23 protein-coding genes, 3 tRNA genes and 1 pseudogene are annotated in these 20,825 nt (G+C 59.8%); 14 read left to right on the top strand and 13 right to left on the bottom strand.

Features of this window, described 5'->3' with window-relative positions; genetic code table 11:
* Window positions 1–37: 37 nt before the first annotated feature.
* Window positions 38–1,348 carry a tRNA (N6-isopentenyl adenosine(37)-C2)-methylthiotransferase MiaB gene (miaB, locus tag DXY10_RS13850; protein WP_244282459.1) on the bottom strand — a complete coding sequence of 437 codons (1,311 nt, stop codon included), beginning with the start codon at window positions 1,346–1,348 and terminating at the stop codon, window positions 38–40.
* A gap of 182 nt (window positions 1,349–1,530) precedes the next feature.
* On the opposite strand from miaB, the gene DXY10_RS13855 reads away from it, so the two are divergent.
* Both DXY10_RS13855 and DXY10_RS13860 read left to right on the top strand, forming a co-directional pair.
* Window positions 1,531–2,613: a dipeptide epimerase gene (locus tag DXY10_RS13855; protein WP_115020034.1), complete on the top strand. Its 1,083-nt coding sequence runs from the start codon at window positions 1,531–1,533 to the stop codon at window positions 2,611–2,613.
* Window positions 2,613–3,677, top strand: coding sequence for a DUF1611 domain-containing protein (locus DXY10_RS13860; RefSeq protein WP_115020035.1), 1,065 nt, complete (start codon window positions 2,613–2,615; stop codon window positions 3,675–3,677). Before DXY10_RS13855 ends, DXY10_RS13860 begins: the two co-directional genes overlap by 1 nt.
* A gap of 21 nt (window positions 3,678–3,698) precedes the next feature.
* On the opposite strand, the gene DXY10_RS13865 is transcribed toward DXY10_RS13860, so the two are convergent.
* A tRNA-His gene (locus DXY10_RS13865) sits at window positions 3,699–3,771 on the bottom strand.
* Between DXY10_RS13865 and DXY10_RS13870 the strand changes: the two genes are divergently transcribed.
* From DXY10_RS13870 to DXY10_RS13880, 3 genes are read left to right on the top strand one after another with little or no spacing between them, the layout of a single operon-like run.
* Window positions 3,758–4,243: a DUF4359 domain-containing protein gene (locus DXY10_RS13870; RefSeq protein WP_115020036.1), complete on the top strand. Its 486-nt coding sequence runs from the start codon at window positions 3,758–3,760 to the stop codon at window positions 4,241–4,243. The genes DXY10_RS13865 and DXY10_RS13870 overlap by 14 nt on opposite strands.
* Complete coding sequence (locus DXY10_RS13875; RefSeq protein WP_115020037.1) at window positions 4,240–5,523, top strand: amidohydrolase family protein; 1,284 nt, start codon at window positions 4,240–4,242, stop codon at window positions 5,521–5,523. Before DXY10_RS13870 ends, DXY10_RS13875 begins: the two co-directional genes overlap by 4 nt.
* Window positions 5,524–5,534: 11 nt before the next feature.
* Window positions 5,535–6,881 carry an FAD-binding oxidoreductase gene (locus DXY10_RS13880; protein ID WP_115020038.1) on the top strand — a complete coding sequence of 449 codons (1,347 nt, stop codon included), beginning with the start codon at window positions 5,535–5,537 and terminating at the stop codon, window positions 6,879–6,881.
* A gap of 9 nt (window positions 6,882–6,890) precedes the next feature.
* On the opposite strand, the gene DXY10_RS13885 is transcribed toward DXY10_RS13880, so the two are convergent.
* From DXY10_RS13885 to murA, 5 genes are all read right to left on the bottom strand, one after another.
* Entirely contained in the window at window positions 6,891–7,454 is a 564-nt protein-coding gene (locus tag DXY10_RS13885; protein ID WP_115020086.1) for a pentapeptide repeat-containing protein, read from the bottom strand.
* A gap of 384 nt (window positions 7,455–7,838) precedes the next feature.
* A complete protein-coding gene (locus DXY10_RS13890; protein ID WP_244282431.1) occupies window positions 7,839–9,095 on the bottom strand; it encodes a folylpolyglutamate synthase/dihydrofolate synthase family protein in 1,257 nt (418 codons plus the stop codon).
* Window positions 9,092–10,276 (bottom strand): aspartate aminotransferase family protein, encoded by a 1,185-nt coding sequence (locus DXY10_RS13895; protein WP_115020039.1) that lies wholly within the window; start codon window positions 10,274–10,276, stop codon window positions 9,092–9,094. Before DXY10_RS13895 ends, DXY10_RS13890 begins: the two co-directional genes overlap by 4 nt.
* Window positions 10,277–10,289: 13 nt before the next feature.
* A tRNA-Leu gene (locus DXY10_RS13900) sits at window positions 10,290–10,372 on the bottom strand.
* 47 nt (window positions 10,373–10,419) lie between these two features.
* Complete coding sequence (gene murA, locus DXY10_RS13905) at window positions 10,420–11,718, bottom strand: UDP-N-acetylglucosamine 1-carboxyvinyltransferase (protein WP_115020088.1); 1,299 nt, start codon at window positions 11,716–11,718, stop codon at window positions 10,420–10,422.
* Window positions 11,719–11,873: 155 nt separating this feature from the next.
* Here murA and DXY10_RS13910 point away from each other — a divergent pair.
* From DXY10_RS13910 to DXY10_RS13920, 3 genes are all read left to right on the top strand, one after another.
* Window positions 11,874–11,957 (top strand) — tRNA-Leu (locus tag DXY10_RS13910).
* Window positions 11,958–12,296: 339 nt separating this feature from the next.
* The gene (locus DXY10_RS13915) at window positions 12,297–12,656 is read left to right on the top strand and encodes a hypothetical protein (RefSeq protein WP_115020040.1); all 360 of its coding nucleotides are present in this window, start codon (window positions 12,297–12,299) and stop codon (window positions 12,654–12,656) included.
* Window positions 12,632–12,877 (top strand): hypothetical protein, encoded by a 246-nt coding sequence (locus DXY10_RS13920; protein ID WP_206749703.1) that lies wholly within the window; start codon window positions 12,632–12,634, stop codon window positions 12,875–12,877. The genes DXY10_RS13915 and DXY10_RS13920 overlap by 25 nt, the downstream gene beginning before the upstream one ends.
* A 571-nt stretch (window positions 12,878–13,448) precedes the next feature.
* On the opposite strand, the gene DXY10_RS13925 is transcribed toward DXY10_RS13920, so the two are convergent.
* On the bottom strand, window positions 13,449–13,724 hold the full coding sequence (locus tag DXY10_RS13925) for a hypothetical protein (RefSeq protein WP_115020042.1): 276 nt from the start codon (window positions 13,722–13,724) through the stop codon (window positions 13,449–13,451).
* A 250-nt stretch (window positions 13,725–13,974) separates the two neighbouring features.
* Between DXY10_RS13925 and DXY10_RS13930 the strand changes: the two genes are divergently transcribed.
* The 4 genes from DXY10_RS13930 to trpC are packed head-to-tail and all read left to right on the top strand — an operon-like array spanning window position 13,975 to window position 17,444.
* On the top strand, window positions 13,975–14,223 hold the full coding sequence (locus DXY10_RS13930) for a hypothetical protein (RefSeq protein ID WP_115020043.1): 249 nt from the start codon (window positions 13,975–13,977) through the stop codon (window positions 14,221–14,223).
* Between the two features lie 32 nt (window positions 14,224–14,255).
* The gene (locus DXY10_RS13935) at window positions 14,256–15,110 is read left to right on the top strand and encodes an RNA methyltransferase (RefSeq protein ID WP_115020044.1); all 855 of its coding nucleotides are present in this window, start codon (window positions 14,256–14,258) and stop codon (window positions 15,108–15,110) included.
* On the top strand, window positions 15,107–16,549 hold the full coding sequence (gene lpdA, locus DXY10_RS13940) for a dihydrolipoyl dehydrogenase (protein WP_115020045.1): 1,443 nt from the start codon (window positions 15,107–15,109) through the stop codon (window positions 16,547–16,549). The genes DXY10_RS13935 and lpdA overlap by 4 nt, the downstream gene beginning before the upstream one ends.
* Before the next feature lie 10 nt (window positions 16,550–16,559).
* Window positions 16,560–17,444 (top strand): indole-3-glycerol phosphate synthase TrpC, encoded by an 885-nt coding sequence (gene trpC / locus DXY10_RS13945; RefSeq protein ID WP_115020046.1) that lies wholly within the window; start codon window positions 16,560–16,562, stop codon window positions 17,442–17,444.
* A gap of 66 nt (window positions 17,445–17,510) precedes the next feature.
* On the opposite strand, the pseudogene DXY10_RS14970 reads toward trpC, so the two are convergent.
* A pseudogene (locus tag DXY10_RS14970) lies at window positions 17,511–17,802 on the bottom strand (superoxide dismutase); the annotation flags it as partial.
* Window positions 17,803–17,877: 75 nt separating this feature from the next.
* On the opposite strand from DXY10_RS14970, the gene DXY10_RS13955 reads away from it, so the two are divergent.
* Entirely contained in the window at window positions 17,878–18,546 is a 669-nt protein-coding gene (locus DXY10_RS13955) for a hydantoin utilization protein A (RefSeq protein ID WP_115020047.1), read from the top strand.
* A 3-nt stretch (window positions 18,547–18,549) separates the two neighbouring features.
* Here DXY10_RS13955 and sodX read toward each other — a convergent pair whose 3' ends face one another.
* Genes sodX through DXY10_RS13975 form a run of 4 tightly spaced genes read right to left on the bottom strand, consistent with a single transcriptional unit; the run spans window position 18,550 to window position 20,451 of the window.
* On the bottom strand, window positions 18,550–18,921 hold the full coding sequence (gene sodX, locus DXY10_RS13960; protein ID WP_244282441.1) for a nickel-type superoxide dismutase maturation protease: 372 nt from the start codon (window positions 18,919–18,921) through the stop codon (window positions 18,550–18,552).
* 27 nt (window positions 18,922–18,948) lie between these two features.
* Window positions 18,949–19,422 carry a superoxide dismutase, Ni gene (sodN, locus tag DXY10_RS13965; RefSeq protein ID WP_115020048.1) on the bottom strand — a complete coding sequence of 158 codons (474 nt, stop codon included), beginning with the start codon at window positions 19,420–19,422 and terminating at the stop codon, window positions 18,949–18,951.
* A gap of 43 nt (window positions 19,423–19,465) precedes the next feature.
* Complete coding sequence (locus DXY10_RS13970; protein WP_115020090.1) at window positions 19,466–20,083, bottom strand: FKBP-type peptidyl-prolyl cis-trans isomerase; 618 nt, start codon at window positions 20,081–20,083, stop codon at window positions 19,466–19,468.
* A 38-nt stretch (window positions 20,084–20,121) separates the two neighbouring features.
* On the bottom strand, window positions 20,122–20,451 hold the full coding sequence (locus DXY10_RS13975) for a phasin family protein (RefSeq protein WP_115020091.1): 330 nt from the start codon (window positions 20,449–20,451) through the stop codon (window positions 20,122–20,124).
* A gap of 168 nt (window positions 20,452–20,619) precedes the next feature.
* On the opposite strand from DXY10_RS13975, the gene DXY10_RS13980 reads away from it, so the two are divergent.
* Window positions 20,620–20,823 carry a hypothetical protein gene (locus tag DXY10_RS13980; RefSeq protein WP_136989239.1) on the top strand — a complete coding sequence of 68 codons (204 nt, stop codon included), beginning with the start codon at window positions 20,620–20,622 and terminating at the stop codon, window positions 20,821–20,823.
* The last annotated feature ends 2 nt before the right edge of the window (window positions 20,824–20,825 follow it).

Raw genomic sequence — 20,825 nt, forward strand, 5'->3', positions numbered from 1 at the left:
AGGGCAGGCCGGCGGCCAGGCATGAGCGCCAAAGGTATCAGTCGTTCACCGGGATGCCACTCAGGGAGAACGAGCGCACTGCATCGATCCGCACCGTCACGAGATCACCGGGCTTGAAGCGGTGACCATTGGTGGCTTCGGCGCTGAAGAAGGTGAGTCGGTTGGTCCGCGTGCGGCCCATCAGTTGGGACGGGTCCTTTGGGTTGATCCCTTCGGCAAGTACTTCTTCGCAGCGACCTGCATACCGAGCGTTGCGCTCGCGTGCGCATCGCTCGACCAGGGCATTGATTTCTCTGAGTCGTTCCACTTTCACCTCCTCCGGCAGCTGGTTGTCCCAGTTGGCTGCTGGGGTGTTTGGCCGCGGGGAATACGCCGCGGTGTTCACCTGGTCGAATCCGATCTCTTCAATCAAGTGGAGGGTGCGGCGAAACTGAACCTCGGTTTCACCAGGGAACGCCACGATGACGTCGGCGCTCAGTGCTGCATCGGGCATGCGCGCCTTGATCCGATCGATGATCCGCCGGTAGCGCTCAATCGTGTAGCCCCGGGCCATGGCTCTCAAGACATCGTTATCGCCGCTCTGGAAGGGGATATGGAAGTGCTCGCAAAGCTTGGGAAGATCGGCGCAAGCATCAATCAGTCGTTCGGTGAAGTAGCGCGGGTGGCTGGTGGCGAAGCGGATGCGTTCGATCCCCCTGACGTCATGGACGTGATGGAGCAGATCGGTGAGCGTGTGCTGGCGCCGGCCCTCCGCGGTGATGCCAGGTAGATCCCGCCCATAGGCATCGATGTTCTGGCCTAGCAGGGTGATCTCTTTAAAGCCCTGCGCTGCAAGACCTTCCATCTCTAGCTTGATGGCCTCTGGATGCCGGGATTGCTCTTTGCCTCGTACAGAGGGCACCACGCAATACGTACAGCGTTCGTTGCAGCCGTAGATCACATTCACCCAGGCACAGATGTCACTGTCGCGACGGGCGGTGGTGAGATCTTCGAGGATGTGATGCGCTTCGGTGGCGACCACCTGTTGGCCCGTTTCCACCTGGGTGAGCAACGTTTCCAAGCGGTTGGCATGTTGCGGACCCATTACCAGGTCGAGTTCGGGTACTCGGCGCAGCAAGGATTCGCCTTCCTGCTGGGCGACGCAACCGGCCACAATCAATGTGAGGTTGGGATTCTCTCGTTTGCGCTGGGCCTGGCGGCCGAGATAGCTGTAGACCTTTTGTTCAGCGTTGTCGCGGATCGTGCAGGTGTTGTAGAGCACGAGGTCGGCATCGAGCTCGGCTTGGGCCTCGCTGTAGCCCATGGTTTGCAGGATCCCCGCCATCCGCTCGGAATCCGCCTTGTTCATCTGGCAGCCAAAGGTGGTGATCCAGTAGCTGCCGCGTTCGTGGCGAGATGCAGGCGTTGCGGTGGTGGGTGAAGCGGAAACGACCAAGGCTGTCAGCGGTGCGGGAGACCGGTGATGGAGAGCTCAGATCAGTGTCGGTCACGACGGGTCTGTGTCAGTTTGAGAATCGGTGCGGTAGCGGTATGGGCTGGAGCCTGCGGCGGTTTCCTTTAACCAAGGCGGTGCCCCTGGCCATCAGTCGAGGCACCACCTCTGTGGTGAATCATCTCGAGGTGTCCCTCAGCGCTGAAGGTGTCACCGGCAGGGGTGAGGCCGGTGGGCTGGACACGGGGCATCGCAGCTACGGAACGGATGCGATTGAGGCTGAGCTGCAGCAGCTCTTGCCATCTCTTGATGGGCTTGATCCTTTGAATCGGCTGAGGTTCGATGGCCTGCTCGCAGGTCTGTCCCCCCCGGCACGTTGCGCTGTTGATCTGGCCCTTTGGGATTGGCGGGGTCAGCGCTTGGGCGAACCGCTGTGGCGGTTATGGGGTTTGGATGGCTCTCGGCGCGTGGCCACCAGCGTCACCCTTGGGCTGGGCAGCGTCGACCAGGTGCTTGCCCGCCTTGATCGCTGGTGGGGACAGCTTCCGGCAAGGCGTATCAAGCTCAAGCTGGGCAGTCCGGATGGGCTCGACCATGACCGTCAGCTGCTTGAGGCCGTGGCCCAGGCTCTCAATAGCCAAGAGCAACAACAACAGCTTTCGCTTGAGCTGCAGGTGGACGCCAATGGAGGTTGGACCCTGGATCAGGCCAGACAGATGCTCCCAGAGCTGACGCGGCTGGGGGTGGTCTTGCTGGAGCAGCCGTTGGCCGCGGCGAGTGATCCAGACCTGGATACAGCTTCTTTCGCGGCCCTCAAGCCCGATTGCCCCTTGCCCCTGGTGGCGGATGAGAGCTGCTGGACTCTGATCGATCTGCTGCGTTTGGCCCCCCATGTCGATGGGGTCAATCTGAAATTGCTGAAGACCGGTGGTCTGAGTGAAGCACTGTTGATGGCGCAGTTGGCTCGTCGGCTCGATCTTGATCTGATGGTGGGCTGCTATTCCGATAGCTGTCTGCTGAATGGTGCTGCCGCCCAGTTGCTGCCGCTGATCCGCTGGCCTGATCTCGATAGTCACCTCAATCTTGTTGATGACCCCTTCTGGGGATTGCCAATGGACGGTGACGAGCAATGGGCGCCTGAGGGTGCTGGACTCGGGATCGGTCTCCAGGGGGAGGGCTGATGCTGCGTCCTGATGATCGTGTCGTGCTGCTTCAGCATGGAGGGCTGGGCTCTCTCACTGGCAAAACTGGTTTGGCGATGCTGCGCCATCGGCATGGCCCGATCGTTGCAGTGATCGATCCCGACCACGCCGGCGCAGATCTTGAAGCGATCACGGGCATTGCGAGGGTTGTGCCTGTGGTGGCCGATCTTGCCGCGGCTATGGCCTATGGCCCCGAGGTTGCCGTGGTGGGGCTTGCTCCCTCGGGCGGGCAACTGCCAGAGCCATTACGTCGGGATGCTTTGGCGGCGCTGCAGTCTGGTCTTTCGTTGGCCAGTGGTCTGCACACGCGCCTTGGCGATGATCCTGTTTTTACCGCTGCTTGTCAGGGCGGACGATGGATCTGGGATCTGCGTCAGGAACCTGTCGATCTGACGGTGGCCCAGGCTCGGGCTGCGGCTCTGCCCTGTCAGAGGATCTTGGCTGTAGGCACCGACATGGCAGTGGGCAAGATGAGCGCTTGCCTCGCCGTTCGTGATGCGGCCCAGCATCAGGGCGTCAGTTGTCGGTTTGTCGGCACCGGTCAAGCCGGCATCCTGATCAGTGGTCGGGGTGTGGCCCTCGATGCTGTGCGGGTGGATTACGCCGCCGGTGCGGTTGAGTCGGCTGTGATGGCAGAAGCTGAGGGGCTGACCTCCAACGACATGTTGCTGGTGGAAGGGCAGGGATCTCTCTGTCATCCCGGATCGACCGCCACCCTGCCGCTGCTGCGGGGCAGTCAGCCCACCGGATTGCTGTTGGTGCATCGAGCTGCACAGGCCACGATTTCTCGACTGCCGCAGGTGCCGTTGCCGCCGCTCTCGGAGCTGGTTCAGCTCTACGAAGCTTTGGCTGCGATCGGACGGCCCCTTGGAGCGAGCCCTGCCGTCAAGGTGCGGGCCGTGGCTCTGAACACCGCGCATCTCGACGATGACGAGGCCCACAGGTGGTTAACCGCAACGGAAAATGAATTGAATCTTCCCTGCGTGGATCCGCTTCGTGATGGTGCAGAACGACTGCTGAACGCATTGAGAATCCAGGTTTGAAGAAGGATCTCGAATGAAAAGGGCGAGCGAGGGGATTCGAACCCCCGAATAGCGGCGCCACAAGCCGCTGCCTTAACCACTTGGCGACGCCCGCCGCGTCGACCAGAATCTACCAACTCGCCTCCAGTCCCCTGCGTCCGGCCTTCTCCAGCTCAGGCCAATGGTTGGCCGGTCGTTTGACCCTGGGCTTGGCCTTGCTTGGATCGGGCGTTGCTCTGTTGGTGACGAACCCGACCATGGACGACTATCAGGTCCATGCCGGCGAGGAGCTGGTGGAGTTGGCCACAGAAGAGATCTGCGGCCAGAACGGCATGCCCATGCTGATGCAGTTGTGGGTGAAGGATTGTCCGGGGTTGATTGCTGGCCAGCAGTCAACGCTGGCGGCCCTTGCAGGCCAATTCACCACGCGCCTTAACCTCGGTTTGTTGAGCGTGTTCACCACTGAGGTGGGCGGGCAGAGCTTGCTGCCTGCCTTGCGGCTTCCGCGTTACCAGGTCACCACAGTGGGGGTGGCGGGCCATTTCCTCACAGTGAACTCACGATCGGACCAGGCTGATTTGAAGTGAGCACTATTGCTGCGGGCCAGGTGCTGGGCTGGGCCCCTCGTGGGTTGATTGAACTCCCACAGGGACAGGCTCCGCTTCCCCCTGCCGGTGTAGATGGTCTCGTGGCAGTTGCGCTCAGCTGGCGCAATGGTGCACTCCACCGCATCAGCCCGGTGGAGAGGAACCACCCTGTTCCGCACCGCCTCCTTCTGCCCAGGTTGGTTGAGCCCCACACCCATCTCGACAAGGCTTTTAGCTGGAATCAGGCGCCCAACCCAGGCGGTACCTACACCGGTGCCCTAGAAGCGAATTTGCACGAGCATCACGCACGCACTCAGTTGCAGGTGCGGGAGCGGGCGGAGCGTGCCCTCTCCATGGCCTTTCGACAGGGCCTGCGGGCGATCCGTAGCCATGTGGACAGTATCGGCCCGGGTGCTGTTTGCAGCTGGGAGGCCTTGCTGGATGCCCAGTGCTGTTGGCGAGAGCGGATCAGCTTGCAGCTGGTGGCTTTGGGGTCGATTGAGCATTGGTCCACAGCGGATGGACAGGCCCTGGCGCGGCGGGTGTCTGCTGCCGGGGGGCTGCTGGGTGGTGTGCTCGTCCCTCCCTGTTCCGGTGGTGCCATGCGTGAGGCGTTGGTTCAGTTGCTGCGGCTGGCCGATCAATTGGGCTGTGGAATCGATCTGCACATCGACGAATCCCAGACGGGCCCTGCAGAAGGTCTGATTCAGTTGTTGCGGGCGCTTGATCAGACCCCCGTCCAGGTGCCGATCACCTGCAGCCATGCCAGCAGCCTGTCTTTACTGCCTGAGCGCCGGCTGCAGCGCCTGATCGCACGGATGGCGGATCACCGACTGCAGGTGATCGCGCTGCCTATCACCAATGCCTGGCTGTTGGGGCGTCATGCGGGGCGGTCGCCGCTTGTGCGTCCACAAGCGCCGATTCGCCAGCTGCAGCGCGGCGGTGTGAGGGTGGCTGTGGGCGCAGACAATGTGCAAGATCCTTGGTTTCCAGGCGGCAATTTCGACCCGTTGGCTTTGATGGCGCAGGCGTTGCCGCTCGCTCAGCTGGCGCCGTGGGAGAGGTTGGGGTTGATGCCCCTCACCACGGAAGCGGCTCGGGTGCTTGCGTTGCCCTGGGATGGCACTTTGCGTGTGGGAGCCCCTGCGGATCTGCTTATGCTCAAGGCGGCTTCCTGGGTTGAGGCTCTGGCGCAGCCGCCCGCGCGTGAACTGGTCGTGGCTGGTGTGCAGCTGCCTTCCTCCGGCAGTGATCAAATCCTCCACACTGAACGTCCCTAAACGTTTGGATCATGGATTGCTCCTCTCAGGCGCTGCTGGCGGTCCGGGAGGCATTGACGGTGGTGGAAGAGCTGGAGCTGCTCACCTTGCCGTCGGATCTAGAGCGTTATTCCCGTGATGCTCACGACTATTCGCCTGTGCTGGTGAAGCGTTTCCGCGGTTGCCGTGCCCAGCTGGTGGTTCGCCCCCATACGGTCGCCGCTGTCGCGGCTGTGGCCGGAGCCTGTTTCCAGGCCAAAGTGCCGCTGACTCTGCGCGGATCGGGAACAGGCAATTACGGACAGTGCGTGCCACTCGATGGAGGCGTTGTGATGCTGATGGCTGAGCTGCGGCAGCTGCGCAAGATCGACGACCACTCGGGTGTGGTGGAGGTGGAGAGCGGTTGTTTGCTCAAAGATCTCGACCGTGAACTAGCAGCCCATGGTCGTGAACTGAGGCTGATGCCCAGTACTTGGCGCAGTGCCAGCATCGGCGGTTTCATCGCCGGCGGTTCTGGGGGGATCGGCTCTGTGCGCTGGGGATTTCTGCGCGATCCAGGCCACCTGCTGGGCCTTGAAGTGGTGACGATGGAGGCAGAGCCTCGCATCCTCCATCTCAATGCCGCCGATGCTGAGGCGCTCAACCATGCCTATGGCACCAATGGCATCATCACGGCACTAACCCTGACGACAGCGCCGCGGGTGGCTTGGCAGGAGGTGTGCATTGATGTTGACGACTGGGGTGACGCTGTGGCGTTGGCTCAGCGCTGTCAGCAGGCGGCTGTTGATTTGCACCTGTGCACGGTGCTGGATCAGGCGATTGTGGCTGGTCTGCCCCCTTGGAGTGGTGCGCCCCAGGGGGCGCATCGTCTGCTGATGCTGGTGAGCCCTGATGGGGTGAGCACGTTGCAGTGTCTGGCGCAGGCCTCCGGGGCTCGCTTTTGTTGCCTTGGTCAGGAGGACGCCCATCGCGGCAATGGCCTACGGGAGCTGAGTTGGAACCACACCACCCTGCACATGCGTCAGCAGGACCCGAATTGGACCTATCTGCAGATGTTGCTGCCCCAGCCAGAATCAGTGGCGATGGATGCCTTGTCGGCCCGTTGGGGCGATGACCTGCTCTGGCATCTGGAGGGGGTTCGTCATGCCGGTACGGCTCGGTTGGCGGGCCTACCCCTGGTCCGTTGGCGTGGAGAGGAGGCCTTGGAGCGTTTGATCAACGCCTGCCGGGATCTTGGGGCTGTGGTCTTCAATCCCCATGTGATCACGGTTGAAGAGGGCGGCTTGGGGATTGTCGATGGTGATCAGGTGGCGGCCAAAGGTCGTCATGATCCCAGCGGCCTGCTCAACCCTGGCAAGCTCAAGGGATGGATTGGCTGAGCCTGGGCATCAGCATCCCAGGCTGTCGCGTGTGGCCATCCCAGTGGTGGGGTTCACCCCATCGGCGTCTCGGCAAAGGCGCACCAGATCATCGCGATCGAGCAGAGCATCGCTGAAATCAGCGCCTTCAATGCTTGCTCCTGCAAAACTGCTGCCGGAGGCGATCACACCATTGAGCAGGGCATTGGTGAGGTTTGTGCCGGTGAAGTCGGCACGATCCATCAGCACATCGGAGAGGTCAGCATCGCTGAAATCGGCATCTGAGAATGAACCTTGCGTGAAAATCGCCCCGTGTAGATCTGCGCCGGAGAAGTTGGCTCCCCGAGCCGTCGCACCAGCGAACGAGGTGTTGGTCAATGCCTGTCCGTGGAAATCCACCTCGCTCTGATTGGTGAGTGTGTAGTCAACTCGTTCTTGGAACAGAGCTTTGTCCTGCATGCCAACGCCTGCTGAGGTGTCCAAGGCGGCTGCAGGGTTGGCACCAAGCCAGCTTCCGATCAGAACTAAGAGGCTGCAGAACAAACTGGTGAATCTGCGCTTCGCGGAAGGGCTTTCCAGGCGATTAGCTGCCATGACATCGGATGTGCTGGTGAGATCACTTTGCATCGCTTCTTTGCTCTGCGGCGTGTGCCGAGGCGTCTCTGGGATGGATCGCCTCGATAACTGGCCTATGGGGTGGCTTGCAGATTCAACATCGCTGATTACTCTTAAAAGGTGAGGAGTTGAGCTCTTCCGTGGAGTGGAAACAAGGCAACACGCCCACTTGAGTTCACAAAAAGCCCTGCCTTCGGCGGGGCTTTTTTGTTGCCTTTTGATCCTTTGTTCGATCAAGCCACAAAAAAGGGGCCTGACGGCCCCCTGGGTGGTGTGAGGAGACCAACTTCGTGTGAGGAGAGTTGATCCACCACAGTGCTAGCTCGTTTTGCCAAAGTTTGGTGTGGCTTTTACATCGGGTTATCAATTGATTGATGTCGAGCCTGGAGCCAGGCGGCCTTCGCTCATCAGCGCACCCAGCAAATAAAGCGATCCTGCGATGACGGGATCAGCCTTCGGCCATCCTTTCTGGTCCAGTCGTTCAAGCACTTTGACAACTGCCTCAGTCGAGTCGGGGTTGTTTGGTTGTTCCGGAAGCTCCTGTAGTTGACCGGACCAGGCTGGAGCAGCCTTGATCAGCATTGCCCGGGTCCAGCTGCGATGCCCTGGTACCGGCAGAATCCATGCCTCGTCCTTGGAATGCAGTAACGCTTTCAGCATGGCCGGCGCCTGCTTATGCGCTTGGATGGCCAGGATCCAAATGATGCCTTCCTGAGCATGGGGCCAGTGGTGGCGTTCTTGGCTGAGCGCTTCCGCCGCAGCGGGGTTATGGGCTCCATCGATCAGAACTGCGTGGTGGCGCCAGGTCATGGCTTGCAGTCGTCCTGGCCAGTGGGCCGTGGCGAATCCCCTGCGAATACTGGCGTGATCCAGTTTCCAGCCCATGGCCTGGATCTGCTCCAGCACAGCTTTGGCGACGGCCGCATTACTGCGCTGTACGTGGCCATTGAGGCCAAGGCGCCAGTCACTGCTGAGGGGGGCTACCCAGGACAGTTCCGCTCCGATCTGGGTGCATCGTTGTTGGAGGACGGCGGCGACCTCTGGAGGTTGGTCTGCACTGATCACGATGGCGCCCGTTTGGATTGCAGCGGCTTTCTCCTCCGCGACCGCCGTAAGGGTGCCTCCGAGATGTTCACAGTGGTCGAGGCCGATGGAGGCCACCGCCAGCAATGGGCGATGCGGATGGGCGGTGGTGGCATCGAGACGTCCCCCCAAGCCCGCCTCCAGCACCAGCCAGTTCACTTTCTCGGCCGCGAAGTGCATGAGTGCTGCGGTGATCAGCAGTTCAAAAGGGGTAAGTGCCTCTGCCTTCGCTAGCGGCTGCAGAGCCACCAACACCTCCCTGAGGCGGCTGTGGCTGATCTGCTGGTGATCGACTCGGATCCGCTCCGTCCAATCCACCAGATGGGGGGATGTGGTTAGACCGGTTCGGATCCCTGCGGTCACAAGACCGCTGTGCACGAAGGTGGCAATGGAACCCTTGCCGTTGGTTCCGATCACCTGCACCGCTGGGATGGAGCCACAGGGCTGGTTCAGAATTTTGAGAGCCCGGACCATGCGATCCAGGCAAAGATCCATGCCTCGCTGATCAAACGGGGGCAGCAGATCGCTGAAGGTCACGCGCTCAGCGTCGCCAGTGTTGCTCCAAGTCGCGCCAGCAAGGTGTTGACCTCGCGTTTGGAGATCACAAGGGCAGGAACCATCCGGACCACCTTGGGCCCCGCCGGTACCAGTAAAAGGCGCTGCTCAATCGCGCGTTTCACCACATCAATTGCGGCGAGATCAACGTCATCACGAAGCACTAAGCCCTGCAGTAGTCCCCAGCCACGGACGCCTTGCAACAGCTTGGGGTAGCGCTGCACCAAGCTGTTGAGGCCGCGATCAAGTTGTTCACTGCGTTGTTGAACGTTGTGAATCAAATTGCGTCGTTGGAGTTCTCGGGCCACGGTGAGTCCGGCGCGGCAAGCGAATGGGTTGCCTCCAAAAGTGCTGGCGTGATCACCCGGAACGAAATGGTCGGCATCCTTTTTGACCAGCAAGGCCCCGATGGCATGGCCGCCTCCCAATCCCTTCGCAAGGGTGAAGGCGTCGGGCTCCACGCCAAGACGTTCGTAGCCCCAGAGGGTGCCGCAGCGCCCCATCCCCACCTGGACTTCATCGAAGATCAGCAGGATGTTGCGGGCGGTGCAGTGCTCACGGATGGCCTTAAAGACCGCTGGGTCGCCAGGATGCACTCCTCCTTCGCCTTGCAGCGGTTCGATCAAGACAGCCGCGACCCTTGGGCCGTAAGCCTCCATGCGGTTGAGCAGGCTCTCAAAAGAGGCGAGATCGTTGTAGGCGAAGGTCTCAAAACCCTCCACCATTGGCTCGAATCCCTTGTGGTAATTGGGCTGGCCAGTTGCACTGACGGCAGCGAGGGTCCGTCCATGAAAGCTTGCCCTGGCGGTGAGGATCACCGGCCGCTCGATCTTGCGCACCGTGTGGCCGTGCTTGCGGGCCAGCTTGATGGCGGCCTCATTCGCTTCTGCGCCTGAATTGCAGAAGAACACGCTGTCGGCGCAGCTGTGGTGGACAAGCCAGCTGGCGAGTTCGATCTGCTCAGGGATCACATAGAGGTTCGACACGTGCTGAAGGCGACGCAGCTGCCTTGTGAGGGCATGGCGCATCGCCCGGTCGCTATGGCCGAGGGTGCAGGTTGCAATTCCGGCGACGGCATCCAGATAGCGGTTGCCGCAGTCGTCTTTCACCCAACAGCCGTTGCCTCGCGTCAGGGTGAGTGGGAACCGTCCATAGGTCCCCATAACAGCGGAGAGATGGGAGCCGGGGGACTTGAACCCCCAAGACCAGTGGCCGGCTGATTTTGAGTCAGCTGCGTCTACCAATTCCGCCAGGCTCCCGCGGACTCAAATGTTATGCGACACCCTGCCCTGCAGGCTTGAAACGCTTATGACTGACGTCGATGCAGTTGGGCGCCGCTGGCTGTGAGCTTGGCTTCGATGGCGTCGTAGCCCCGGTCGAGGTGGTTGAGCCCCGCCACCTTGCTGGTGCCCTTGGCAGTCAGAGACGCCAGCACCATGGCTGCAGCAGCTCGTAGGTCGCTTCCGGTGACGGGCGCGGCACTGAGCTGAGAGACGCCTTCGACCACGGCAGTATTGCCTTGAAGCCGGATGGATGCCCCCATGCGTTGCAGCTCTGCCACGTGCTGCATGCGGTTTTCGTAAATCTTCTCGGTGATCACACTCGTGCCACTCGCAGTAGCGAGCAGGGCCATGAATGGGGCTTGAAGGTCGGTGGGAAAGCCTGGAAATGGCTGGGTGGTGATATCGACCCCTTTGATCTCGCCAGGGGTGATCGTGATTCCTCCATCTTCGATCTCGAGAGTGCAACCGCAGTCGCGCAGTTTCTGCAGAACAGCGCTGAGGTGCTCCGGTATGACTGGTGCCACGCGCATGCGTGACCGGGTGATGGCGGCTGCGAGCAGAAATGTTCCGGCTTCGATCCGGTCTGGAATGACCGAATAATCACAACTGCGCAGTTTGTCGACGCCTTCAATCGTGATTGTTGGCCCCCCAGCGCCTCTGATCTGGGCCCCCATGGTGTTAAGCAGATTGGCCAGATCCTGCACTTCTGGCTCCTGGGCAGCGTTCTCAATCACGCTCGTCCCTTCGGCCAGCACTGCTGCCATCAGGATCGTTTCGGTGGCACCAACGCTCGGGCAGTCGAGCACGATCGACGCACCGGTGAGGCGACGACGACGACCCGGTAAGGACGCGCTCACCACACCGTGCTCAACGCTGACGATCGCGCCCAGGGCCTTAAGGCCGCGGATGTGTTCCACTACGGGGCGGGCGCCAATCCTGCAACCGCCTGGCAGAGGCACCTTGGCCTGACCAAGACGACCAAGAAGGGGGCCAATGGCGAAAAAGCTGGCCCTGAGCCCATTGACCAATTCATAGGGGGGCTCGCCATGGCTGAGTTCCTTGGCGTTGATATGAACCGTCTCATGACTGCGCGTCACCGCAACGCCGAGGGCGGTGAGGATCTCAGCCATGCCTTGGATGTCGGTGAGCTCTGGCACGTTGGTCAGGGTTACTGGCTCGTCGCTGAGCAGAGCCGCTGTCATCAAGACGAGAGCAGAATTCTTGGCACCACTGACGCGCAGCTCTCCACTCAGCCCATGCCCGCCTGTGATGTCCAGATGCGGCTTGAGAATCTCTTGAGACGCTGGCGCCGCAGCCGGCATGGCAATTGAAGATTGAATTTCCGCACCATCCTGGCAAGGGTTGTTGAGACCGTCTAGACGGCCGGCGCTCAAACTGGATCGAGCCTTGTTTCAGCCCCGTCGATCCAGGGTTGGCGATGGCGTATGGTCTATCTCGTCGCTTTTGCGGCACGCCAGCGGATGTGGCGGAATTGGTAGACGCGCTAGTTTCAGGTACTAGTGGCAGCAATGTCGTGGGAGTTCAAGTCTCCCCATCCGCATCGATATTCATTAAGAACCCTGATCGATGCAGGGGGTTTGGTGTTCGCTAAGCGCTATGAGTTTGTGATGTGTTGTTGAGAATTGGTAGTGTGGGATCGCTCGTGAAAGTGTGCAAATAGCCACTAGCAACTAGAAAAAGAGAGACAGGCAGAGCATGCAAAGAAGGCGCGAATTCGTAAAGGATCTGTGCAACTCCCGCAAAAAGAGGTCTTGCTCTTCATGAGGTAGAGGGGTGCCCATGGGGGGTGAGGCGCTGTCGGCATACCGAATGCCCTTTTAGGCATTTTCGTCATTTTTCTCTGGGTACGCTGCAGCTAGAGCGAAGGGAAGAGGACACCATGCCAACGCTTGAGGACTTCCGTCAGTTGCGGGCTGGTGTGCCTCTTGAAACTCAAAGTGAGCTGATCACGCTCATGAGCCAAAACCCTCAGTTGATGTTTGAGCGGATTGTGGAGCTTGCGGCAGAGAAGGGCATGACCACCAGCGTTGAGGAAGTCAAAGGGTTCCTGGCGCAAATGGATGAAGAGGAAGAATTTGACGACATCGAGCTTGATGCCATCGCCCTGACTGCCATTGCTGGTGGTTATAGGGCTGGTAGTCGCGGTTGCGGCTGCCAAGAGGAGGCTCATGACGAACCTTGGGGCCGTTGCCCTGGCATGCGGCCGATGCGTAAGTGGTTGTTCGGGAGGAACGCCTGATGGACAAGCTGGAACGGTTTAAGCAGCTTTCAGACGCCATGCCGATGGAGACAAAGCTTGAGCTCTATCAAGCTGAAGTCTCGGAGCTGATTAAAACCATTGACGTCGATGAAGAGTTTGATGACGTTGAACTGGATGCCATCGGGCTGTGCAACCTATTCATCGACGATCTGCAGTGCTTCGCGGGAAGGACGAACGGCCTGCAGGCTTGCTGCGATTAACGGCCTGCCGACTCTGTCTGTCAACTCGATGTGTGTGCTGCTTGGGGTAGAGCTTTCCATCTTTCGGGCAGCGAAAGTAAGAGGTATGAGCCATTGCTGGCGCAGCCGACAGGCAGGCTGCGGTAAGGACTGCCAGAAGTCGCATTGATGATTTGGTGGCTAAATGCAAACTACGGACCGCATTCTTGATGCGTCCAGGTGTTTCACCTTAATCCTAGGGAATTCTCAGAAATCTCACATTAGAGGGCGCTGATGAAAGCTTTCTTCGAGTGCTTTGAAACGATGGTAAGGCCTGGGGTGTTCCCCTGAAGTTCGGCTGACTCAGTATTCTCTAAGCTGAATCTCACCCATTTGGGGGATGCAAAAGGCGGGGTGCTGGAGCGATGGTGAAAGAAGTTCAGGTGATGACGAAATGCCCCTTCTCACACTCGCCGCAGTCGTTGTTATCGGAACCCCTGCCTACCTGAAGTTTTGCCAGTGGGTCGGCCAGCTCTGAGGCCGTGTGAACTAGGTGATCTGCCTCCGTTGGGAGGCTGGTCACTCGTTGCCTGGATAGAGGGTGATGGAGGTCTCAATCCGCCTGTGATTTGACGTCGCCGTTCTCGCCACCACTGGCCCAGGAATCAAAGATTTGGTGCCAGGCGTTGTTATTGATTGCCTTCAGGGAGCCCGCTTCGCAGCTGCGATCAGCAAAGCTCTGCATCTCAGGGGTAGAGGCTTTGCGTCCTACGTCGGTGCACTTGCACTCTGCGTCAGTGCATTCAGCCACCCATCCTCCCTTGACGTTCCCGTCTTCGACGTCGTGGGAGGAACCGCGCTTGGCCCTGTTGCCAATCCCAGGACACATTCGATTCCTGTCTGGGCTGTTGGCGCAAACCAAGTCCAGAACCTTCTGCTGCACTAGGACCCGTGGGGCCAGCGCCCTGCACCCAGGCAACAGCACCACGCCACCGACTGCAGCAAGGGGCCCAATGTCGCATCTGCATTTACATCTAGATCTGCATCTGGATCTGGATTAGAGAATCGATGATCGCTGAGCGTTCAAATCTCCCCGTCCGCACTATTTTGAAGGGGTCAATCAAGCCCTGAGCTCCACCATGATCGTGTTGAAGATCTCCAATTCCTCGGAGGTTGTCGCTGCGAAGGTTGGCAAGTTCCTTGAGTTTTTGACTCCAGACTCGATTGATCACACCACCGTTGAAGACCAGGTGATCAAGAAGCTTGTGGAGAATCTTGCGGCCGAAGGGATCAAGGGCGAGATCGCAGCCGTCAAGGGGATTGACCTGGACGGTCAGGAACTCAGTCTTCGCGATGGGATGAAGGTGCGAAAGCACGAGTCGTTCTGATCGTCTCCGACGTCTGTGCAGGGTGAAGGGTGATGCAGCCGTTGATCACCAGTCGTCGTAATCCTTTGGTGCGCCGTCTCCGCGCCCTGGCAGGGCGCAAAGGCCGGGAGCAGGAAGGATTGGTCTTGTTGGAAGGGACCCATCTTCTCCAAGAGCTGGCACCCTTGCTCGAGCACAAGGATCTCCAGCTTGAGCTGGTGGCCACGCCCGCCTGGATCGAGGGACATCAGCCGCTGCTGGCTCTGTTCAAACCAATGCCCCGGCTGCAGTTGGTGAGCGAAGAGGTGCTACAGGCGGCCTTGTCAACCGTGCATCCCGATGGCGTGGCTGCCCTAATGCCTTTGGCCCTCTTGCCCCAGTGCCCGGTGCCACCCACGTTCGTGCTCGCGTTGGATCGCGTTCAGGATCCAGGCAATCTCGGCACTCTGTTGCGCACTGCCCTAGCTGCGGATGTGCAAATGGTCTGGCAGGGGTCCGGTGCAGATCCGCTCAGCCCCAAGGTGGTGCGTAGTTCGGCTGGGGCGATCCTGCGGCTGCCGCATCAGCGTTTTGGTCCCTCTGAAGCGATGGGTGTGGAGGGCTTGCAGCAGGCCCTGATGGATGGGCAGGACCGTGGCCTTCAGGTGGTGGCGACTTTGGTGCCAGGGATAGGTCCGGCGCTGCCCCTTTGCCCGTACTGGGAGCTTGACTGGACCCGACCCACAGCGCTTGTGCTCGGCAATGAAGGCAGTGGTCTCCATCCCGATCTGCAGGGATGCTGCACCCACGCCGTCACCCTCCCCCACAGCACGGCTGTGGAGTCGCTGAATGTGGCATCTGCGGCTGTTCCGCTGCTTCTGGAACGGCGAAGGGCGACAATGACCGCTCCCTCGCAGCAGTCCGGGTGAGCGACGCCAGTTTCGACTTCGATGTGATCGTGATCGGTGCCGGCTATGGCGGCTTCGATGCAGCCAAGCATGCGGCAGAGCATGGCCTCAAAGTGGCGATCATTGAATCCCGCGACATGGGCGGCACCTGTGTGAATCGCGGCTGCGTGCCCTCGAAGGCTTTGCTGGCGGCCAGTGGCAGGGTGCGGGAGCTCGCCGATGCTGACCATCTGAAGGGTTTCGGCATTCATTCAGCCCCGGTGCGTTTCGAACGCCAAAAGATCGCTGACCATGCCAATCAACTGGTGGCTTCGATCCGCACCAATCTCACCAAGAGCTTGCAGCGGGCTGGGGTGACCATCATTCGTGGAACGGGGCGCCTGGAAGGGACCCAGAAAGTCGGTGTGCGGGAAATCAATGGCGTCGATCGCGTGCTCAGTGCACGCGACGTGATTATTGCCACCGGTTCCGATCCCTTCGTGCCTCCTGGTATCGAGATCGATGGCCGCAGCGTGTTCACCAGCGATGAGGCGGTGAACTTGGAGTGGTTGCCCCGTTGGATTGCCATCATCGGCAGTGGTTACATCGGCCTGGAATTTGCTGATGTCTATACGGCGTTGGGCTGTGAAGTGACGATGATCGAGGCCTTGGATCGGGTGATGCCCACCTTTGACCCCGATATCGCCAAGCTGGCCGCCCGCAAACTGATCGACGGCCGTGATATCGATGCCCGCTCCGGTGTGTTGGCCCAGTCGATCAAGCCTGGTGCGCCAGTTCAAATCGAGCTGGTTGATATGCAAACCCGCGAGCCCGTGGAAACCCTGGAAGTGGATGCTGTGCTCGTGGCCACGGGGCGTGTACCCAGCAGCAAGAATCTCAATCTGGAGGCCCTGGGCATTGAAACCAACCGTGGTTTCCTGCCGATTGACGACAGCATGCACGTGTTGGTGGATGGTCAGCCCATCCCCCATTTGTGGGCCGTCGGTGATGTCACCGGCAAGTTGATGCTGGCCCATACCGCTGCCGCCCAGGGCACGGTGGCCGTGGACAACATCCTTGGGCATCACCGCCAGATCGATTACCGCAGCATCCCTGCGGCCACCTTCACCCATCCGGAGATCAGTTCCGTGGGCTTGAGCGAGGCTGACGCCAAGCAGCTCGCCACCGATCAGGGCTTTGAGTTGGGTGCTGTGCGCAGCTACTTCAAAGCCAATTCCAAGGCCCTGGCTGAGCTTGAGAGTGATGGCCTGATGAAGCTGCTGTTCAATAAAACCAGCGGTGAAGTTCTGGGGGCCCATATTTATGGTTTGCATGCTGCCGACCTCATTCAGGAGGTGGCGAACGCTGTTGCCCGTCGTCAGAGCGTGCGTGAGCTGGCGACCGAAGTGCACACACACCCAACACTGAGCGAAGTGGTGGAAGTGGCCTACAAGCAGGCTGCTCACGCTCTCGCAGCCTGAGGACGCTTTCATGGACATCCGCCGCAGACCACCTAACCCTTCGGTGCAGGTGGCGCATCTCGAATACGGCATTCCCCACAAGGACGCTGAGCCTCGTCACATCCTTGAGAAGATCGTTTGGGAAAAGGACCGTGAAGTGGCAGTGGCCCGTGAGCGGATGCCGCTCGACCAGCTCAAGGCCAAGGTTGTGAAGCTGCCGCCGGCGAGAGATTTCCTGGCTGCACTGCGACAGCCCAGCGTAAAGCCGGCGGTGATCGCTGAGGTGAAGAAAGCGAGCCCGAGCAAGGGGGTGATCCGGGAAGATTTCGATCCCTTGGCCATCGCTAAGGCCTATGCCGCTGGGGGTGCAAGCTGCCTCTCAGTGCTGACCGACAAGACCTTCTTCCAGGGTGGTTTTGAGGTGTTGGTGGATGTCAGGGATGCCGTTGACTTGCCACTGCTCTGCAAGGACTTCATCCTCAGCCCCTATCAGCTCTATCAGGCTCGAGCCGCCGGCGCTGATGCAGCCCTTTTGATTGCCGCGATCCTTTCGGACCAGGATCTTCATTACCTCTCCAAAGTGGCAGCTGCACTTGGCCTCACGGTGTTGGTTGAGGTGCACAATTCAGAGGAATTGGACCGTGTGCTCAGCCTGGGAGGCTTCCCTTTGATTGGCATTAACAACCGCGATCTCACAACGTTCGAGACCGATCTGAGCACCACTGAAACCCTCTCAGCTCAGTTCGGTGACCGACTGAAGCAGCAGGATGCGCTGTTGGTGAGTGAATCAGGCCTATTCTCGCGCGCTGATCTCGACCGTGTTCAGACTGCAGGTGCTGGGGCGGTGTTGGTCGGTGAGGCTCTGATGCGCCAGCAGGATGTCGAAGCGGCACTGAAAAACCTGATTTCAGGCTGACTGGAAGGCCCCTTCTGGCTGCGTGTGCAGAGGCTTTTCAAGCGATCTAGGCACTCTCAAACCGAAGGCGGTCAGGTTGGCTGCCACGCAATCCCAGTTCACTAGCTTGTCCAGGTTGGTGGTGATGGGGGCGGGGCGACGGTTCTGATCGTCGAGGTCGTCAGCGTGCTCCCAGGCATCCATGGTGCGCAATGCCGTTTGTCCGTGGGTCAGGGGCAGATCCGCGTTGGAGGGTCTTCTTGACGTTCAAGCTTCCGTTGTCATCGACAAGCCAAACCCAGCCGCTGCCGCACTGGTGCTTGAAGGCGTGATCGCTGCCGAAATCGGAATCGATCCTCTCGCGCAGCGTTCCTGTGGGTTGGCTTTTCGCGCGTTCTCTTGCACGCGTCAGAGGCAGCCTCTGTTGCAGAATCAATGATTCGGAATCTGTCTCTTGCTGATCAGTGTTCTGACTGGACTGGCTGCTGGGGCGATGCATGTTGTCAGTGGAGCCGACCATTTGGTCGCCATGGCTCCCTTTTCGCTGCGTAAGCCCGTCGAGGCGTTGCGTGCGGGCTTGGTCTGGGGGGCAGGACATTCGATTGGTGTTGTCCTTCTTGGTCTTTCAGGTGTGTTCCTGAAGGATCTGATTCATGCCGAAACCATGTCGGCCTGGGCCGAATTTCTGGTTGGTCTGAGTCTGTTGATCGTGGGTGGTCTGGCGATTCGCACCGCCTTCGGTCTCGAGCTGCATACCCATGAGCATCATCACGATGGGGTCTCGTCCCATCGGCACCTGCATTTGCATGTGCGAGGCCAAGGCAATCACTGGCGCCATGCGCACGCTGTTTCAGGTCTTGGCTTGCTGCATGGGTTGGCAGGGGCTGGACACCTGCTGGCTGTGATTCCCGCTCTTGCCTTGCCACTGCATGGAGCGATTCTCTATCTGATGGCCTATTTGTTGGGGTCGATTGCTGCCATGGTGGCTGTGGTGACAGTGATTGCTCTACTGACGCGAGCCAGCAGTGTTCGAGCACTGCCGGTGCTCGTGGGTTTGACCGGTGGCTTATCGATCTTCACTGGGGCTCTTTGGTTGCAAAAGACAACGCCGAACGTGTTCTGAGTTTTAGGTTTCAGCCTTGCCAGGCATGGGCACTTTGGCCATCACTTCACCGATGAGAAGCTGGATTGGAACGGAACCAAACTGTCGGCTATCGCTGCTCATCTTCGGATTGTCTCCTTGAAGGATCATCCTGTCTTGATCGATGCTGATCAGGCGTTTGGTGATGATCACCCCTGTTTTTTGAGGGTGATGGCAGACGAGGATCTGACCCGGTGATGGCAGAGGCCCTCCCCTCTGAAAGGGCTTGACCAGCAGGCGGTCACTGGGTCGCAAAGTCGGCCACATCGACAAGCCTTCGACTCGCATCAGGCGTCGCTTGCCACAAAAAAGCAGCAACAGATCATGGAGACCTGCTGCTGCAACATCGGATTGCACTGATGTGATCGCGCTAATGAAGGCGGCTCAGGATGCGGTCACCCAGGCGTCATTGCGGCCTTTGGACGTCCAGAACATGCCGTGAATTTTTTCCACGGCCGCCATCAGCTCCTCAGCCTTGGCTTGGTCGATGTTCACTTTGCAGGCGCTGCAAAGCTTGGAGGCTTTCCAGAAGACATCGTGCAGATCAGGGAAGGTTGCGAGGTGGTCGGGCTTGAAATAGTCCATCCAAAGGATCAGAAGTTCTTCCTTGGTCTTCTGAGCCTCTTCCTCCTTGATGGCCACATAGCGGGAGAAGGTGTTGTTGTAAGCGGCCAGTGCTGAGGTGTCTCCAGCAGCAGGGGCTTCCATGGCTTTTAGCTTTTTGGTCATGGACAGCACCGCTTCAGCTGCAACACGAGCGGATGCGGGGTCATAGACACCACAGGGGCCATCACAGTGAGCTTCAACCACCTCTGCGGGTAGCGAGCGAACGATGGCTGAAAGGGCCGAGCGGAGCATCTGCGTAAAAACGTAATTGCTGTTGTTCAAGACTAACCGCGCCTCACTTCTTGATGTCGAGGAGCTCGACCTCGAAAATCAGAGTGGCGTTGGGTGGAATTACACCACCAGCCCCGCGGGCGCCATAGCCGAGATCTGAGGGGATCACCAATTTCCTCTTGCCACCCACCTTCATGCCCTGCACGCCTTCGTCCCAGCCCTTGATGACCCGGCCGGCTCCGAGGGGGAAGGTGAAAGGCGTGCCGCGGTCGTAGCTGGCGTCGAATTGGGTGCCGTCTTCAAGAGTGCCGCGGTAGTGAACCACCACGGTCTGACCAGAGCTGGCTTCAGGGCCGCTGCCGACTTCGATGTCGGTGATGCGCAAGCCGCTTGCTGTGAGTTGGGACGTTTCCGCTTGCAGTGCACCACCGAGGGCGGAGGCGTCAGCTTGGTTGGAATCAGCTGCCATGGCAAAGAGAGTGGGGTTTGAATCCTCAGGATCGAGTTCCAGAGGTGTGGCCTGGATCGATTGGGCGGAGCTGCTGCTGACCACGGCCTCCATTGCGGAGGGTTCACCGATTGGTGGCGCTGCCCCAACTGTGGAGGGAGCCACGATCTGGCTTACCAGGGCCACCACAAGGCAGACCACACAGACCGCAGAACTGATCAGGATGTCGCGCACGGCGTACAGCAGTTGGAAACGGAGCAATTCTGGCAGGTTCAGTCCTGCCGTTCTCGTTGGCGCAACTGTTGCTCCAGTCGGTCGATGCGGCCGCGCAATTCATCCAGTTCTCGCTGACTGGCCAGTCCAAGATCCTGAAGCAGATTGTCGCGGTTGCGTTCCAGGTTCCTCCCCATCTGTTGCTCCAGCTCGGGCGTGTCGCCTCGCAGGGCCTTGAGCACGTCGTCCACTAGGGCCGAGGCATGGCTGGAATCGAGGCGACCGCTGCTCACCCATTCCTGGGTGACGTAGCGCAAGCGGTCGGCCACAAGGGTGGTGGTGCCAAGGCCCCGCAGAAGCAACTGCTGCAGTGGGTTAGCGCTCTCCATGGCGGCAGGCAAAACACTTTTGGTTTCAGGATGGCCTGGTGGGCGGCGCCTGGCCATGGCCGGGTGTTCGTTTGCGCGCCGAGCCAGGCGTTTGTGACGAAATTGGCTGCATGGATGACCAGCTTGGTCACTCCCCCAACCATGGGGTGGCAATGACACTTGCGTTTCATGACCAGAGGAATGGGCCTCACCGTTGCTGTTGCTGCTGCGGTGATCGCCGTTTGTCAAATCCCCTCCGCTCTCCTGACCACCAGTCAGTTGTTCTGCATTTATGCCCCTGACGACTGGGATGGTGCTTATCAAACCGCCAACCATCACGAGCGCGTGAACTGGTGTTTTGGGTCTTCACCCGTCAAGGTTGACCAACCCTGAGT

Source organism: Synechococcus sp. UW140, from assembly GCF_900474295.1.
Classification (GTDB): Bacteria; Cyanobacteriota; Cyanobacteriia; order PCC-6307; family Cyanobiaceae; genus Synechococcus_C.